General features: G+C 71.4%; 9 protein-coding genes and 1 pseudogene. 6 read left to right on the top strand and 4 right to left on the bottom strand.

The features are described 5' to 3' along the window. Positions 1 to 2 precede the first annotated feature (2 nt). Genes AAC944_RS31150 through AAC944_RS31140 form a run of 3 tightly spaced genes read left to right on the top strand, consistent with a single transcriptional unit; the run spans position 3 to position 2802 of the window. Positions 3 to 770, top strand: coding sequence for a (Fe-S)-binding protein (locus tag AAC944_RS31150; RefSeq protein WP_051871618.1), 768 nt, complete (start codon positions 3 to 5; stop codon positions 768 to 770). Further along, positions 767 to 2305, top strand: a complete 1539-nt coding sequence (locus AAC944_RS31145) for a lactate utilization protein B (RefSeq protein ID WP_051871619.1) — start codon at positions 767 to 769, stop codon at positions 2303 to 2305. Before AAC944_RS31150 ends, AAC944_RS31145 begins: the two co-directional genes overlap by 4 nt. Beyond that, positions 2302 to 2802, top strand: coding sequence for a LutC/YkgG family protein (locus AAC944_RS31140; RefSeq protein ID WP_051871620.1), 501 nt, complete (start codon positions 2302 to 2304; stop codon positions 2800 to 2802). Before AAC944_RS31145 ends, AAC944_RS31140 begins: the two co-directional genes overlap by 4 nt. Positions 2803 to 2869: 67 nt before the next feature. On the opposite strand, the gene AAC944_RS31135 is transcribed toward AAC944_RS31140, so the two are convergent. Then, entirely contained in the window at positions 2870 to 4498 is a 1629-nt protein-coding gene (locus tag AAC944_RS31135) for an AMP-binding protein (RefSeq protein ID WP_078888466.1), read from the bottom strand. A gap of 415 nt (positions 4499 to 4913) precedes the next feature. Between AAC944_RS31135 and AAC944_RS31130 the strand changes: the two genes are divergently transcribed. Both AAC944_RS31130 and AAC944_RS31125 read left to right on the top strand, forming a co-directional pair. Beyond that, on the top strand, positions 4914 to 5774 hold the full coding sequence (locus AAC944_RS31130; RefSeq protein ID WP_030612550.1) for a GNAT family N-acetyltransferase: 861 nt from the start codon (positions 4914 to 4916) through the stop codon (positions 5772 to 5774). Positions 5775 to 5941: 167 nt separating this feature from the next. Beyond that, positions 5942 to 6733: a VOC family protein gene (locus tag AAC944_RS31125; RefSeq protein ID WP_030612553.1), complete on the top strand. Its 792-nt coding sequence runs from the start codon at positions 5942 to 5944 to the stop codon at positions 6731 to 6733. Between the two features lie 206 nt (positions 6734 to 6939). On the opposite strand, the gene AAC944_RS31120 is transcribed toward AAC944_RS31125, so the two are convergent. Further along, positions 6940 to 7791 carry an alpha/beta fold hydrolase gene (locus AAC944_RS31120; protein ID WP_051871621.1) on the bottom strand — a complete coding sequence of 284 codons (852 nt, stop codon included), beginning with the start codon at positions 7789 to 7791 and terminating at the stop codon, positions 6940 to 6942. A 237-nt stretch (positions 7792 to 8028) separates the two neighbouring features. Between AAC944_RS31120 and AAC944_RS31115 the strand changes: the two genes are divergently transcribed. After that, positions 8029 to 9021 carry a DNA cytosine methyltransferase gene (locus AAC944_RS31115; RefSeq protein WP_030612557.1) on the top strand — a complete coding sequence of 331 codons (993 nt, stop codon included), beginning with the start codon at positions 8029 to 8031 and terminating at the stop codon, positions 9019 to 9021. Between the two features lie 180 nt (positions 9022 to 9201). Here the strand turns inward: AAC944_RS31115 and drmB are convergent. Then, positions 9202 to 11068, bottom strand: a pseudogene (gene drmB, locus AAC944_RS31110) (DrmB family protein). Further along, positions 11065 to 14328 carry a helicase-related protein gene (locus AAC944_RS31105; RefSeq protein WP_030612562.1) on the bottom strand — a complete coding sequence of 1088 codons (3264 nt, stop codon included), beginning with the start codon at positions 14326 to 14328 and terminating at the stop codon, positions 11065 to 11067. Before AAC944_RS31105 ends, drmB begins: the two are co-directional and overlap by 4 nt.

The following is a 14328-nucleotide window of genomic DNA, read 5'->3' as shown; positions in this document are numbered from 1 at the left end:
GGATGAGGGACGTGGAAACGGACGCGGGAGCGCCGCCCCGCCCGGCGCGGGTCGCGCTGTTCACCTCGTGCATGGCCGATCTGGCCGCGGGCGGCCCGGCACGCGCCACGGTGGAGGTCCTGGCGGCGATGGGCGTCACGGTGGAGCTGCCGCGCGGCCAGACCTGCTGCGGCCAGCCCGCACTGAATTCCGGGCACCCGGCGGAGGCCGGGACACTGCTCGACCGCTGGCTGCGGATCTTCGCACCGTACGACGCGGTGGTCACCCCTTCCGGCTCCTGCGCCGCCTACCTCCACCACCACCTCGGCCGGCTCCGTGCGCCCGCCCCGGAGCACCGCGCGCTCGTCGAACGCACCTATGAGTTCAGCCAGTTCGTCATGGCGTACGGCAGCGGACTGCGGCTCCGGCTGCGCGGCTCGGTCACGTACCACGACTCCTGCCATATGGCCCGCACGCTCGGCGAGCGCCGCACGCCACGCCAACTCCTCGGCAGAATCGAGGGTCTGGAGGTGCGCGAGATGGCGGGCTGCGACACCTGCTGCGGCTTCGGCGGCACCTTCGCCGCGAAGTTCCCCGACGTGTCGGTGGCGATGGCCGACACCAAGCTCGGTACGGCAGCGGCCGGCGGCGCCGACTGGCTGGTCGCCGCCGACCCCGGCTGCCTGCTCCATCTCGGCGGCCGGGCGCGGCAGGCCGGGCCGCCGGTCCGCACCCGCCACCTCGCCGAGCTGGTACGCGACGCGCTCGTCCCGGCGGAGGTGCCCGCATGAGCGAGCACCGCCGGGACGGCACCCGCACGGCCGGGCAGCGCTCCTCCGCCCTCGCCGGCCGCGAGCGCCTCCACCCCGACCGGCCCGAGTGGGCGGCCGGCGACATCCCGCCGCACCGGCGCCCGCTGCCCCTGATCACCCGGGACGCGCTCACCGTCCGCACGGCCCGCCCCACCCACGACCGCCTCGCGGCACTGAACGAGGAACGGCACGTCGGCACCTGGACCCCGGAGGTGGCGCGGCTCCGCGAACAGGGCGCGGCGATCCGCCGGGAGACCCTTCCCGACCTGGAGAAGTACCTCGCGCAGCTGACCGGGAACGTCGAGCGGAACGGCGGCGTCGTGCACCGGGCCGCCACCCCCGCCGAAGCACGCGCCGTCATCGAGCGGATCGCCCGCGAGAACGGCGTACGCCTCGCGGTGAAGTCCAAGTCGATGGCCACCGAGGAGATCCATCTCAACGCCCACCTCACCGCACAGGGCATCGAAGTGGTCGAGACGGACCTGGGCGAGTACATCGTCCAGCTGGCCGACGAACGGCCCAGCCACATCGTCGGACCCGCGCTGCACAAGTCCCGGCAGGACGTGGCGGATCTGTTCGGGCAGCTCGCCGGTGACGAGGTGTCAGGCGAGCCGGAGGACCTGGCGTCGTTCGCGCGTACCCGGCTGCGCGCCGACTTCAAGGCCGCCGACATGGGCATCAGCGGCGTCAACTTCGCCGCCGCCGACACCGGCACCCTCGCCCTCGTCACCAACGAGGGCAACGCCGACATGGTGACCTCGCAACCACGCGTCCACGTCGCCGTGATGACCGTCGAGAAGGTGATCCCGCGCTTCGCCGACCTCGGCGTCCTGATCCCGCTGCTGTGCGACGCGGCCACCAAACAACGCGTCTCCGTCTACCAGACGCTCCTCAACGGGCCGCGCCGGGAGGGCGAGACCGACGGCCCCGAGCAGCTGCACCTCGTCATCCTCGACAACGGCCGCACGAAGGCGCTCGGTACGCCCCAGGAAGAGGTCCTCGCCTGCATCCGCTGCGGCAACTGCCAGATCTCCTGCCCGGTGTACCGGACGGTGGGCGGCGGCCACCCCTACAGCGCGGTGTATGGCGGCCCGATCGGCGCCGTCCTCAGCCCACTGCTCGGCGAGCGGCCGAACCAGGACTCCGACCTGCCGTTCCTCTCCTCCCTCTGCGGCGCCTGCTACGACGCCTGCCCCGTCAAGATCCCCATTCCCGACCTGCTGGTGAACCTGCGCGCCGCGCACGAACGCCGGCAGCCCGCCGCCCGGACGGCCCGCGCCGGCTGGCGCGCCTGGGCGCTGGCCTGGCGTACGGAGACCGGCTTCCGCGCCACGATGGCCGGGGCCCGGCTCGCGGGCCGGCTGCTCCCGGACGGCGTCCTGGCCCGGCTGCCGGGACCCGGCCGGGGCTGGGCGAGGGGGCGTGCCCTGCCGCCCCTGCGCGAGGCGGGCGCCTTCCGCAGGTGGTTCCGGCGTCAGGAGGAGAGCCGGGACCGCGACAGGAGGCAGGGATGAACCAGGAGCTGGCGGAGCTGTTCCGGGACCGGCTGGCGGAGGCCGGCGGGCTGGCGGAGCTCGCCGCCTCGCGCGAGGAGGCGCTGTCGCTGGTCCGGGACTGGGCGGGCGACCGCCCGGCGCTCGTCGACGACCACCCGGACCTGACGGGCCTGGCGGTCGCCGGGGAGCGGCCGCGGGACCCGTGGGACGCCGAGGTCGGCGTCACCGGGGTGCTCGGAGCCGCGGCGGACACCGGCACCCTCGCGCTCGGCCCGGCGCCGGGACGCCCGCGCGGCACGGCCGTACTGCCCGGCACCCATCTCGCGGTCGTACCGCTGTCGCGCCTGCACGCCGACTACGCGGCGCTGATCGCGGCGCTCGGCCGGCTCGACCCCATGCCGTCCGGCCTCCAGCTGGTCACCGGCCCCAGCCGCTCCGGGGACATCGAGTCGGCGATGATCCAGGGCATGCACGGGCCGCGGGCGGTACGGGTGGCGGTGTACCCGGACGCATGAGGCAGGGCCGCCCGGTGCCCCCGTACGGGCAGGTTCGCGTACGGGAGCACCGGCGCGGGCGCCGTGCTCAGCTCGCGCCGGCCTGCGCGGCGTCGCGCTCCTGCTCGGCCAGCTGCCGGAGCAGCTTCTTGTCCGGCTTGCCCGCGTCCGTCAGCGGCAGCGCGTCGACGAAGCTGATGTGAGCCGGTTCGTACATGGCACCGCGCGCCTCGCGCACCCAGGCGCGCAGCTCCTCGGCCTCCAGCCGGCTGTCCGGCGCCGCCACGACCGCGGCGTACACCTGCTCCATGTTGTCCGCGTCACGGACGCCGAAGACCGCGCTCTGCTGCACCTTCGGCTGCGAGTTGAGCAGGTCCTCCAGCTCGGTGGTGTAGACGTGGCCGCCGACGACCACGATCATGTCCTTGATCCGGTCGACGACGGTGATGTAGTCGTCGGCGTCGACGAAGCCCACGTCACCGGTGTGCAGCCAGCCGTCCCGCAGCACCTCGGCGGTCAGCTCGGGCTGCTTCCAGTAACCGGTCATCGTGCCGGCCGAGCGGACGCAGATCTCGCCCAGCTCGCCCGTCGGCAGGTCGTTGCCGTCGGTGTCGCGGATGGCCACCTCGACGCCGGGCAGGATCTTCCCGGCCGAGCGCAGCCGCTCCAGGTTGTCCGGGTCGTGCTCCTCGGCGGGCAGCACGCTGATGCCGCCGGCCTCGTTCTGGCCGTAGAACTGCACGAGCACCTTGCCGAAGCGGCGTACCGCGTCCGCGATCCGGGCGGGCGAGGACTGGCAGCCGCCGTAGGTCAGGGCGCGCAGGCTGGAGAGGTCGCGGCGCTCGGAGTCCGGGTGGTCCATCAGCTGGTAGACCAGCGGCGGCAGCAGGAAGAGGTGGGTGATGCGCTCGCGCTCGATGGTGGCGAGGGCCTCGGCGGCGTCGAAGTCGTCGTGCAGCACGACGGTGCCGCCGTTGAGGAACATCACGTCGGCCAGCATGCCGGCGGCGTGCGCGATGGTGGTGCACACCAGCTGCTTGGGCGTGTAGTCCTGCTCGGTCTGCTCGGGCATCATCCGGCGCATGCGGTTGAGCTGCCGGAACGTGGTGACGATGCCCTTGGGGTGGCCGGTGGTGCCGCCGGTGTGCCGGATGGTGCAGATGTCGTCCGGCTGCGCGGGGCTCACGAACGGTTCGGCGGTCTGCTCGGCGGCGAGCGCCAGCACGTCCTGGCCGATCTCCCGCTTGGCCTCGCCGAGGGTGAGTACGGTCGGCACGGGCGCGCGCTCGGTCAGCTCGGCGGCGCGGTCGGTCAGCCGCGGGTCGACGATCAGCGCCCGGGTCTCGACGTCCCGCACGATGTTGGCCTGCACGTCCGCCGACAGCTTGTTGTAGAGGTGGTTGACGCGGCAGCCCACCAGGTTGGCGGCGTAGCGCGCGGCGATGGCCTCGGGGAGGTTGCCGCTGAGCAGCGTGACGGTGGTGCCGCGCTCGACGCCCTGTGCCGCCATGGCGTGCGCCATGCGGTGTACGAGGTCACAGAACTGACCCGCGGTCAGCCGCCGGTCGCCGTGCACGAGGAGTTCACGGCCGGGGTCGGCCGCGAGCGCGTCGAGGTTGTCCTCGACGTACGTACGGAAGGCAGGCTCCGGCGAACTTCCCTGGTCTTCGCGGGGGGTTGTGGGGGTGGTCTGGGATGCGGCTGCCTCGGCAGGCATGAATCGTCCTCCTGACACCGGCACGCTCGTCCCCGCGTCCCGGTGGTGGTACTCCGTCGGTCGGTGGCGCCCAGGGCCGGTCCCGCAGATGACGCCGCGCCCGGCACAAGTGATCCCCCGCCCGCGGAATTGGTTGCCCCAGACAACCAATTACCCATGCTAACGCCCGGATCCGCCGTCCGCACGTCACAATCCGTACGATCCAGGCACTTGACCCCCTCTTTCCCTTTCTTTTCCCTACTCGTTCCCCTACTTGACCTTCCCTTCCGTCATCGTTCGCCGCACACAGGGGCCCGCACGCGGGCCTCGCGGCGACCGGTTCGGCCGCTGGATAGCCGCGCGCCGATCGGGAAGGATGGCCCCGCGCCGGGCCGCCCCCGCGGCGCGGCCCGTTCCCGCCGGAAAGGACACCGCAATGCCTCAGCATGCCCCTGACCAGCTCATCGTCACGCGAGCAACGCCGGAGGACTGGACCGTCGTCAGCGAGTGGGCGGCGGCCGAAGGATGGAACCCGGGCCTCTCCGACGCCTCCTGCTTCTTCGCCCAGGACCCCGACGGCTTCTTCCTCGGCCGGATCGACGGCGAGCCGGTCTCCGCCATCTCGGTCGTCAACTACAGCCCCACCTACGCCTTCCTGGGCTTCTACCTCGTCCGCCCCGACCAGCGCGGCCGCGGCCACGGCCTCGCCACCTGGAAGGCCGCGCTCGCCCACGCCGGCGACCGCACCGTCGGCCTGGACGGCGTACCGGCCCAGCAGGACAACTACCGCCGCTCCGGCTTCGAACTCGCCTACCGCACCAGCCGGTTCGGCGGCACCGCCCCCTCCGGCGACCGCCCGACCCCCGACCACGTCGTCCCGGCCGCGACCGTCGGCCCCGACGCGATCGCCGCGTACGACAGCGCCTGCTACCCCGCCGACCGCGCACGGTTCCTGCGCCACTGGCTCAGCTGCGACGGCCATCGCGCGTTCGCCCGCGTGCCGGACGGCCGGGTGACCGGTTACGGCGTGATCCGCCCGGGCCGCGACGCCCACCGCGTCGGCCCGCTCTTCGCCGACACCACCGAGGACGCCCGCGCCCTGCTCGACGCGCTCACCGCCGACCTCGACGGCGCCCCCTTCGCCGTCGACGTCCCCGAGACCAACCCGGAGGCGGTGGCACTGGCCAAGAGCCTCGGCCTCACCCCGTCCTTCGACACGGCCCGCATGTACACCGGCCCCGTACGCCCCGTGGCCACCTCCCGGATCTTCGGCGTGACGAGCCTGGAACTGGGCTGAGGCACCACCCCCGGACAGCCCTTCCCCGCCCCCTTTTCCCCACCCTCAAGAATTGACCATATGTTCGAATACTTGCCGGGCGGGAACCAAGATCAGTGGCTAACGTGTCAAGCCCGACAAGTCCTCCCTAGAGGCATCCTCACTGATACCGGCAGAGGAAGGCAGCCATGGCCGCTGAACCTGAGGGCACGCCCATCTGGCTCGACGCTTCGTTCCCCGACCTGGAAGCGGCGAAGACCTTCTACGGCGAAGTACTGGGATGGACCTTCGGCGAGAGCGCGGAGGAGTACGGCAACTACACCCAGGCCTTCTCCGACGGCAAGGCGGTCGCCGGCCTCGCGCCCCGGATGCCCGGCCAGGAGGACTGGCCGACCGGGTGGTTCCTGTTCTTCGCCTCGTCCGACATCCAGGCCGGCACGGCGAAGATCCGCGAGCTCGGCGGCCGGACCGTCATGGACCCCATGGCCGTCGGGGACTTCGGGCACATGACGATCGCCGCCGACCCCGGCGGCGTCACCTTCGGCCTCTGGCAGCCCGGCACCCACCAGGGCTTCGAGAAGCAGGGCGAGCCCGGCTCGTACTGCTGGGCCGAGATCACCACCCGAGAGCCCGAGAAGGCGGACCAGTTCTTCCCCGCCCTCTTCTCGTACGACGTGAAGCGGATGGAGGACGACGCGATCGACTTCAAGGTCTACGACCTGGGCGGCGAGACCGTCATCGGCCGGATGAAGATGACCGAGGACTTCCCGCCCGAGCTGCCGTCGCACATCAACCCGTACTTCGCGGTGGAGAACTGCGACGACGCGGTCGCCAAGGTCGTCAAGCTCGGCGGCCAGAAGCACTTCGGCCCGCACGACACGCCCTTCGGCCGCTTCGCCGCCGTCTCCGACCAGCAGGGCGCCGGCTTCTCCGTGATCGACCTGTCGACGACCAGCGGGGACCTGCCGAAGATCTCGTGACCCGCCTTTCGGTACCACCTCGCCCCGGAAGCCGCCCCTCGGCTCCCGGGGCGTAGTCCTCCGGGGCGTAGTCCTCCGGGACGGAATCCTCCCGAGACGGAATCCTCCCGAGACGGAATCCTCCCGAGACGGAATCCTCCCGAGACGGAATCCTCCCGGGACGGAGTACGAACGAGCACGGCCAGGCGCCTGCTGTCCGTCCCTGCCTACCCCACCCGCTCCAGCGCGGCCGTCAGCCGGGCCGTGACCGCCGCCGGCCGCTCGACGTTCATCAGATGCCCCGCACCCGGGATCTCCTCGTACGTCACCTCGCACTCCGCGCCCTTCAGCCCGTCGAGCATGATGTCGGCGGCCCTGCGCGGACAGAAGGTGTCCTGCGCGGCCCCGACCACCACCACAGGGCACCTGACGGCAGCCAGTTCCGGGGTGAGCGGACGCTCCCGCAGCCCGGCCATCGCGGCGGCCGCGTTGGCGTACCCGCGACCGTCCCCGATCGCCGCCATCCGCCGCGCGGTCACCGCTTCCGCATCACCGTCCGTGCCGTACAGCGCGGCCACCGTGTCCGCCCGCATCGCCGCCGCCAGCCGCTGCCGGTCACCGCCGCGCACCAGCGCGATCCGCTCCTCGTAGAACTCCACCGCGGCCTTCCCCACCACCGTGGACGTACCGAACACCACGGCCCCGGTGACCAGCTCGGGAGCCGCGGCCGCAGCGGCCAGCACGACCGTGCCGCCCAGCGAGAACCCCACGCACACCGCGGGCCCCGTCACCTCCCGCAGAAACCCCAGCAGGTCGTCCCGCAGCTGCCCGAGACTCCCCTCGGCCGCCCCCAGCCCACTCCCCCCGTGCCCGCGCAGGTCGTACGCGTACGTCCGCCACCCCCCGACCTCCTCCTGCTGCCGCTCCCACGCCCCGAGGTCCTCCCCCAGCCCGTGCACCAACACCACAGCGGCCCCGCTCCCGGCCGCCCGGTACCGCACGTCGACACCATTGACACGGACCGTCCCCACCACCGCGCCCCCCGCCGCGCGGGCCCCGTCCCCTGACTCCACCGTCATCCTGGCCTCCTGCGATTCATCCGTCCCGTTCCCGCTGCCCTCGTACCCCTGATGCCCGGAAGCCAGGCGTCGGTTCGGTCGCCTCGACGGGAACGGCCGCGGAACCGACCGTGTTGCGATCATGGACGCTCAGGACTCCGCCCCTCTCCGTTCCGCAGCCGCATGACACCAGGGACGGGCGGGGTAGCCTCTCTCAACCCGTCCGGTCATATTTTCCGAAGAGCATGAACGGTAGTCATGGAAGAGTCTCGCCTCGGAAACCTCAGCTCCCTTGCCGTGTGTGCCGGCGCAGGCGGCCTCGCGCTCGGCCTCGAACAGGCCGGATTCGATCCTGTTCTGCTCCTGGACAACCGGGCCGCGGCTTGCGAGACGCTGCGTCTGAACCGTCCGAAGTGGAATGTCGTCGAAACCGACCTCCTGGACTTCGACCCGGTGGACCACCAGGAGACATATGACGTGGATCTCCTGGCTGCCGGCTTACCCAGGGTCAAGGCGAGCGCCGCGGTGGCACGCGAGGACAGCGCCGAGGAGATTCGAGTACTCGAAGCGACGATCATGCTCATGCACGGCGTACAGCCCCGCGCCCTGCTCATCGAGAACGTCCCCGACCTGGTCTCCAAGCCCGCGTACGAACCGATCCGCGCCTACGTCACCACCGAGCTCGAGCACCTCGGCTATCGGCATCGTTGGTTCGTCCTCAACGCCATGGACCACGGTGTGCCCCAGGACCGCAAACAAGGGGTCCTGGTGGCTTTCAAGGGAGATCTCATCGAGAACTTCGTCGCCCCCGTGCCCGACACCAAGCCGCCGATCACCGTGGGCGCGGCGCTACGTTCCTCCATGGCCGCACGCGGCTGGCCGTACGCGGACGCCTGGGCCGCGCAGGCCGACCAGCCCGCCCCGACACTGGTCGGCGGTTCCTGGAATCGCGGCGGGGCCGATCTGGGGCCGACCGGGTCGAAGCGTTCCTGGGCCCGTATGCGTGTGAACGGCGGCACCGTCGCCGATGAGCTCCCCGGCCCTGAGTTCCCTTGGGACCTCTCGCTCGGCGTCAAGGGCATGGTGGCGCTCACCGTCGAGCAAGCGGCAAGGCTGCAGGGCTTTCCTGCGGACTGGTCCTTCGCCGGCCGTAAGACAGCCCGCTATCGGCAGGTGGGCCACGCCTCGCCACCCCCGGTGGGCCGGGCCCTCGGATGCGCGATCCGGGCCGCCCTGGGCCACCGGGCATGAACGCCCGCAAGGCGGGTTCCCTCCGTGAACCGATGGTGGGCCACGACCGAAGGCACCGCACGCGACCTCGCACTCGGACCGGAGCTCAGGTCACGTATCGCCGTCCGAGTCGCTCCGCTGCTCCGGTGCCGAGAGCCGGGGCGGGGCGCTGTCTGCCGCCCCGGCGTCGCTGCCCGGTGCTCACCGGGTGAGCAGGTGGGAGAAGAAACCGATCGACGGATCCTCCGGGGTGCCGACGAGAAGGGCCCGGTCGAGCAGGCCGTTGTTGTGCTCACAGCTGGTCTCCGGGAGCATCACGCAGGCGTGGCAGGCGGCCAGGTTGGTGCCGCCCGCGCCGGAGCTGTCGGTCTCGACGCAGAGCGGGTCGGCGGAGCACCACTCGGCGCGGTGGACGGCCGAGCGCACGGCCTGGGCGAGGCGGACGCTTTCTCCCTGGGTGACCAGGCCGCCGAGGCTGCCGGCCGAGTCACTGGTGGCCGTGTAGATCAGCACGCCGGCCATCTCGTCACCCGAGTAGATCCGCTCACGGAGCGAGGCGGCCGGGTAACCGGAGTCCAGGCTCCACTCATTGATCATCACGTGCGCGAAGGTGTGCAGCAGGGCCATGCGCGGGGTGGCGGGAGAGGACGGGACTCGGGTCGGGTCGGCGGCCCGCTCGGCGAGGACCCGCTGGTGCCGGTGACGGATGCGTTCCACGCGAGCGGCAACGGCGGGCAGTTCGGCCCAGGCGTCGACCCTGTCCTCGTCGAGCCGGAGGAAGACTCCTTCGCCATGGACCTCCATGGCGGGCAGCCAGTCCGTAGGGACGAGGGAAAGATCCGCCTCATGGCCCTCGGAGGAGGTCTCGGGGTCGATGACCCGGGTGAAGGCCTTGAGAGCGCGGACCTCGCGGAGCTTCTTCACCAGCATCGGGGTGACCAGTCCCAGGCCGGACAACGGCTTCCCGTCGTCGGTCGGGGGCTCGCAGACGAACTGCTCGGTGTGGTGGCCGGAGTCCTCCGGGTTGCCCGCGCACAGCCGCTCGTACTCCAGGTCGCGCAGGGCGCGGTAACGCTGTTCCTGGTCGAGAACGGGCCCGTCCTCTCCGGTGAGCTCCTCGGCCTCCATCGCGGCAAGCAGTTCCATCACCTGCTCAGGGCTCACCGGACACGGTGAGCCCTCGAAGATGTACTTCAGGTGGATCTCGATCTCGGCGAGGGTGGAGCACGAACGGAGCTTGTCCCAATGCTTCTCCAGAGCGTGCACCCGGGTGTCGCTCCACGGCGGGATGGACAGGGCCGAGCGGAGCACCGGCTGCCACACCGAGGAAGAACCACGCTGCAGGGTCCGGGGCGGCTGGGAGCAGAGGAGGTCGGGGGGCGTCCTTCAGCCAGGGGCGCTTGCCCTCGCAGCGGATGTTCAGGTCCTTGAGGGCACCGCGCCGGAAGGAACCCTCCATGGACACCTCCGGCACTCCGCAGGAGCAGGAGAGCACCACCGACCGGAGCGAGGAGGTACGTCCCGAGGAACGCAGACTCATCCGGCCGCCGCAGAAACCGGCCTCGCCGTCGCCGCGTCGCCCCCTGTGCAGCCACTTCCAGTACGGGAAGTCGGCGATGTGCCCGTCCTCGCAAGCCACCACGAATCGGGAGGGCACCAGGGTTTCGGAGCACTCGGCGCACTCGTTGCGTCCAGGCGGGGAGTTGAACCTCCGCACGTGGTCCAGCGCGTGGCATTCGGGGCAGTGGTGCCACAGCGGGAAGCGACGCACCCGGATGCCGTCACGGCTGTCCTCGGCGGAGGCGGGCGGCAGACGGAACCGGCGCACGCCCAACACCCGGGCGAGGCGCGGCTCGTGGATCACCGGGGCTTCGTCGCGGGGCCACTGCCCCTCGGCGTCGTCGATGCCGGAGACGATGAACGACTCCTGCTCCACAGCGATCAACGAACCCACACCGTACGTGGTGATGGCCTGGGCGCGGCGGACCGCACCGCGGCGGGGCAGGGTGCGGGCCGGTGCGGCGGATCCGCCGCTGCCGCGCCGGCGGCGGGGAGGGGGCGGGGTCATCGGGATGCCTCCATGAACAGGGCGGACTCGGCGTCGACGTCGCGGAGGGACCACAGGGTCTCCCACGCCTCGACGTCCTCCAGGGCGTCGTTGTAGGGCTTGAGCAGAGAGGGAGCACTGCGTCCGCGCTTCGGTTCGTAGTACAGGCCGCCGTGCGCCTCGGCCTCCTCGTACCACCAGTCGACGAACTCGTCGAAGGCTGCGGCCACGTGGGAGACCTCCTTGGCGGCGGTCTCCACCGGAGAGACCTTCTCGACCCGTTCGAGGATCTTCGGGCGGATGCGTTCCCTCAGCTCGTCCTTGAAGAGGTCGATGTTTCCCGCGGCCTCGTCGGCGCGAGCAGCGGGAATCAGGATGCGCGCCAGGGCGACGATCACCGCATGCAGGCCTCGGTCCCGGGCACGGGCCGAGAACGGGGTCACCGAGGTGGACTCGACCTCACGGTAGAGAGCGGAGTGGAAGTGCTGGAAGTTCTCGTAGTGTGAACGGTCACGGGAGCGGCTCGCGTTGAGCATCACCGCCACCAGGCCGGGGTGAGCACGGCCCACGCGGCTGGTCGCCTGGATGTACTCGGCAGTGGTCTGCGGCTGACCCATGACGGCCATCAGACCCAACCGGTCCACGTCCACGCCAACGGCGATCATGTTCGTGGCCAGGAGCACGTCCACCACGTCGCCGCCCGGCAGCCGCCGCTCGATCTGCTTCAGACGGGCCGGGATGTCGCTGGCGTCGACCCGGCTGGTCAGCTCGGAGTAGTTGCCGACGGAGCGGGGCTCACAATCGTCGCGGGCGGCCAGATGGTCCAGATGGGCCACGACGTCGTCGTGCACCTGGAGTTCCGCGGCCGACAGCAGGCGCAGGCTGTTGAAATACCCGACCAGCGTCCAGTACGCGTCGCGCACCTCCTGGGTGGTGTCGGCCCGCATCGCCTGGTGGAGCAGGGTGGCGTAGGTGCGGATCAACAGGGTGGACTGGCTGGTGCCGGGGGCGAGCAGGCCCACGTAGCGGCGGGAGGCCTTGTCACGGGCCGGGGTCTCCACGGCGAACCAGGAGTCGCGTGAGTCCAGGCCTGCGGGCGGGAACTGGCGCACCTCGCGGGAGAACAGTGCCTTGCCCTGGTCGGCGGCGCGGCGGATGGTCGCGGTCGAGGCGATCACCTTGGGTCGGTCGGCGAGCAGGTCGACAGCCGTCTCGTACAGGCCGGTCAAGGTGCCCAGCGGGCCGGAGATCAGGTGCAGCTCGTCCTGCACGATCAGTTCCGGGGGCGGAGTGGCGTCCTGACGGTCCCGGTTGAAGAGGGCGGCGGTCTGCGCACGCCACGGCATCGAGGCGAACTTGTCGACGGTGGCGATCACCAGGGTGGGCCGGGCGCGGTACACGGTCTCGTCGACCAGGTGCACGGGCAGTCCGTCGGAGAACGCGCAGCCCGTGCCGGGGCAGCGCACATCCATCCGGACGGCCTGCTCGTCGACCGTGTAGTGATGGGCGTCGAGGGCGGTCCCGCACCACGGGCAGGCGTGCAGCTGGACCGGGTTCTCCTTCTGGAGCACCTTGCCGGAGCGGGCCGCACGGAGCTGCCTGGAGGCGACCTCCAAGGTGTTCGGGGTGGCGGACCGACCCACCCACATACCGAGGGAGATCTCCTCGTGCCCCAGCTCGGCGGGGTTCTGCCGGCGCATCCGCTCCATGGCGCAGATCAGGATCGCGGCACGCTCGAACTGCTGCAGGGTGAGCAGGCGCAGCGTGTACCGCATCAGGACGGTGACACCGCCGCCCGCCCCACCGAGCCGCATCCGACGCAGGAAAGTGGTCAGCGCGATCAAGCCCAGGTACGCCTCGGTCTTGCCACCACCGGTGGGGAACCACAACAGGTCCGACACCCCCCGGTCACGGTGTTCCGGGTCGTCCACCCCGGCCAGGCACAGCAACACGAAGGCGATCTGGAACGGACGCCAGCGCGCGGAGGCCAGGTCCGGCTCGCCGACCCGACCGCCCTTGACCCAGGCGCTCCGGGCACGCTGGGTCGCCATCGCCTGGTTGGCCAGGCGGAACGCCTGCATCAGGTCAGGCTTGTCACGGAGCAGCGCGATGCCCTCCCGGATCCGGTCCAGGGCCTCCACGCAGGAGTCGACCTGAACGAACGCGGCCTTCTCGTACGAGGTACCGGCGAGCGCGGCGGCTTCGTCCCGCTTCCGTTCGATCCACCGCTCGTAGCCTGTGGCCAGCCCTTCCAGGGCGGCGATCACTTCGCTGTCGGAGCCTTCGGCGAGGCCCGACATGGTGAGGGCACGGTCGTCGATCTCCGGGTTGGAGTCGGTGAGCAGCACCTCGTGCGTGGGCATGAACTCGGTGCGTACCTCCGCCACGCCCGCACGCTCTATGTCGGTGATGCCGACGGGGGGCGGGGTCCAGTCCCACACCGCCGCGCAGCCGTGTCCTGCGGCGAACGTGGGGGCATGCCGGTGCAGCAGCCGGCTGGTCTCCAGCTCGGAGTCCACTGCGGACAAGGCGCCGGGACGCTCCACGAACGCGCTCGACGCGTTGGCGGCGCGGACCGTCAGCCCGGTCTGGAACAGGGCGAATGCGTCCTGGAGTTCCCGCTCACCCACCTTCTGGACGTTGACCAAGGTGACCGTGACGGTGACCGTACCGGTCTCCGGCGACGGACGACGCACGTGCACTTCCAGCCGGGCAGTGCCGTCGATCAGATCGCGTGAGGCACCGCGACCCGGGTACGTCACGTCGACCGTGGTGTCCGGCAGGTCCAATTCCACCCGACGCCAGCGTTCTCGCTGGTCGGAGGTGGTGCGGGCCTCGCTGCGGCGGGCGGAGATCTTGCGCCCCTCGGCGTCCTCCGGCTCGTACACGGCGGCGCGCGCCGAGACCACGATCTCCCGACACACGGCGAGGTCGACCGCGAAGGTCAGGCCGACAGAGGACGGGCGTCGGTCACCGGCGTTGGGGCGCTCGGCGGCCGACCCGGACTCGTCGAGACTGTCCGCCCCGGTCACAGGCTCCTCGTCCAGGCCCTCTTCTTCTGCGGCGTCCTCCTTGAGACGAAGGTCGGCCTCGGCGTCCGTCGGGCGGGGGAAGAGCACGCCCATGGGGTAGCGGGTGATCGGGGCGTCCTGGTCCAGCACCTCGGCACGGTCCTCGGCGGAGGCGGCGGCATCGGGGCCGAGCAGCTCCCGGCGGAGCCGGCCCACCAAGTCCTCGCGGACCTCGTAGTGCGCGGCGTGCCGCCCTGCGTGGATCGTCAT

It is taken from the genome of Streptomyces sclerotialus (assembly GCF_040907265.1).
Classification (GTDB): domain Bacteria; phylum Actinomycetota; class Actinomycetes; order Streptomycetales; family Streptomycetaceae; genus Streptomyces; species Streptomyces sclerotialus.
The sequence above is the reverse complement of the archived record's forward strand: the minus strand, read 5'-3'. Positions and strand labels throughout refer to the sequence as shown.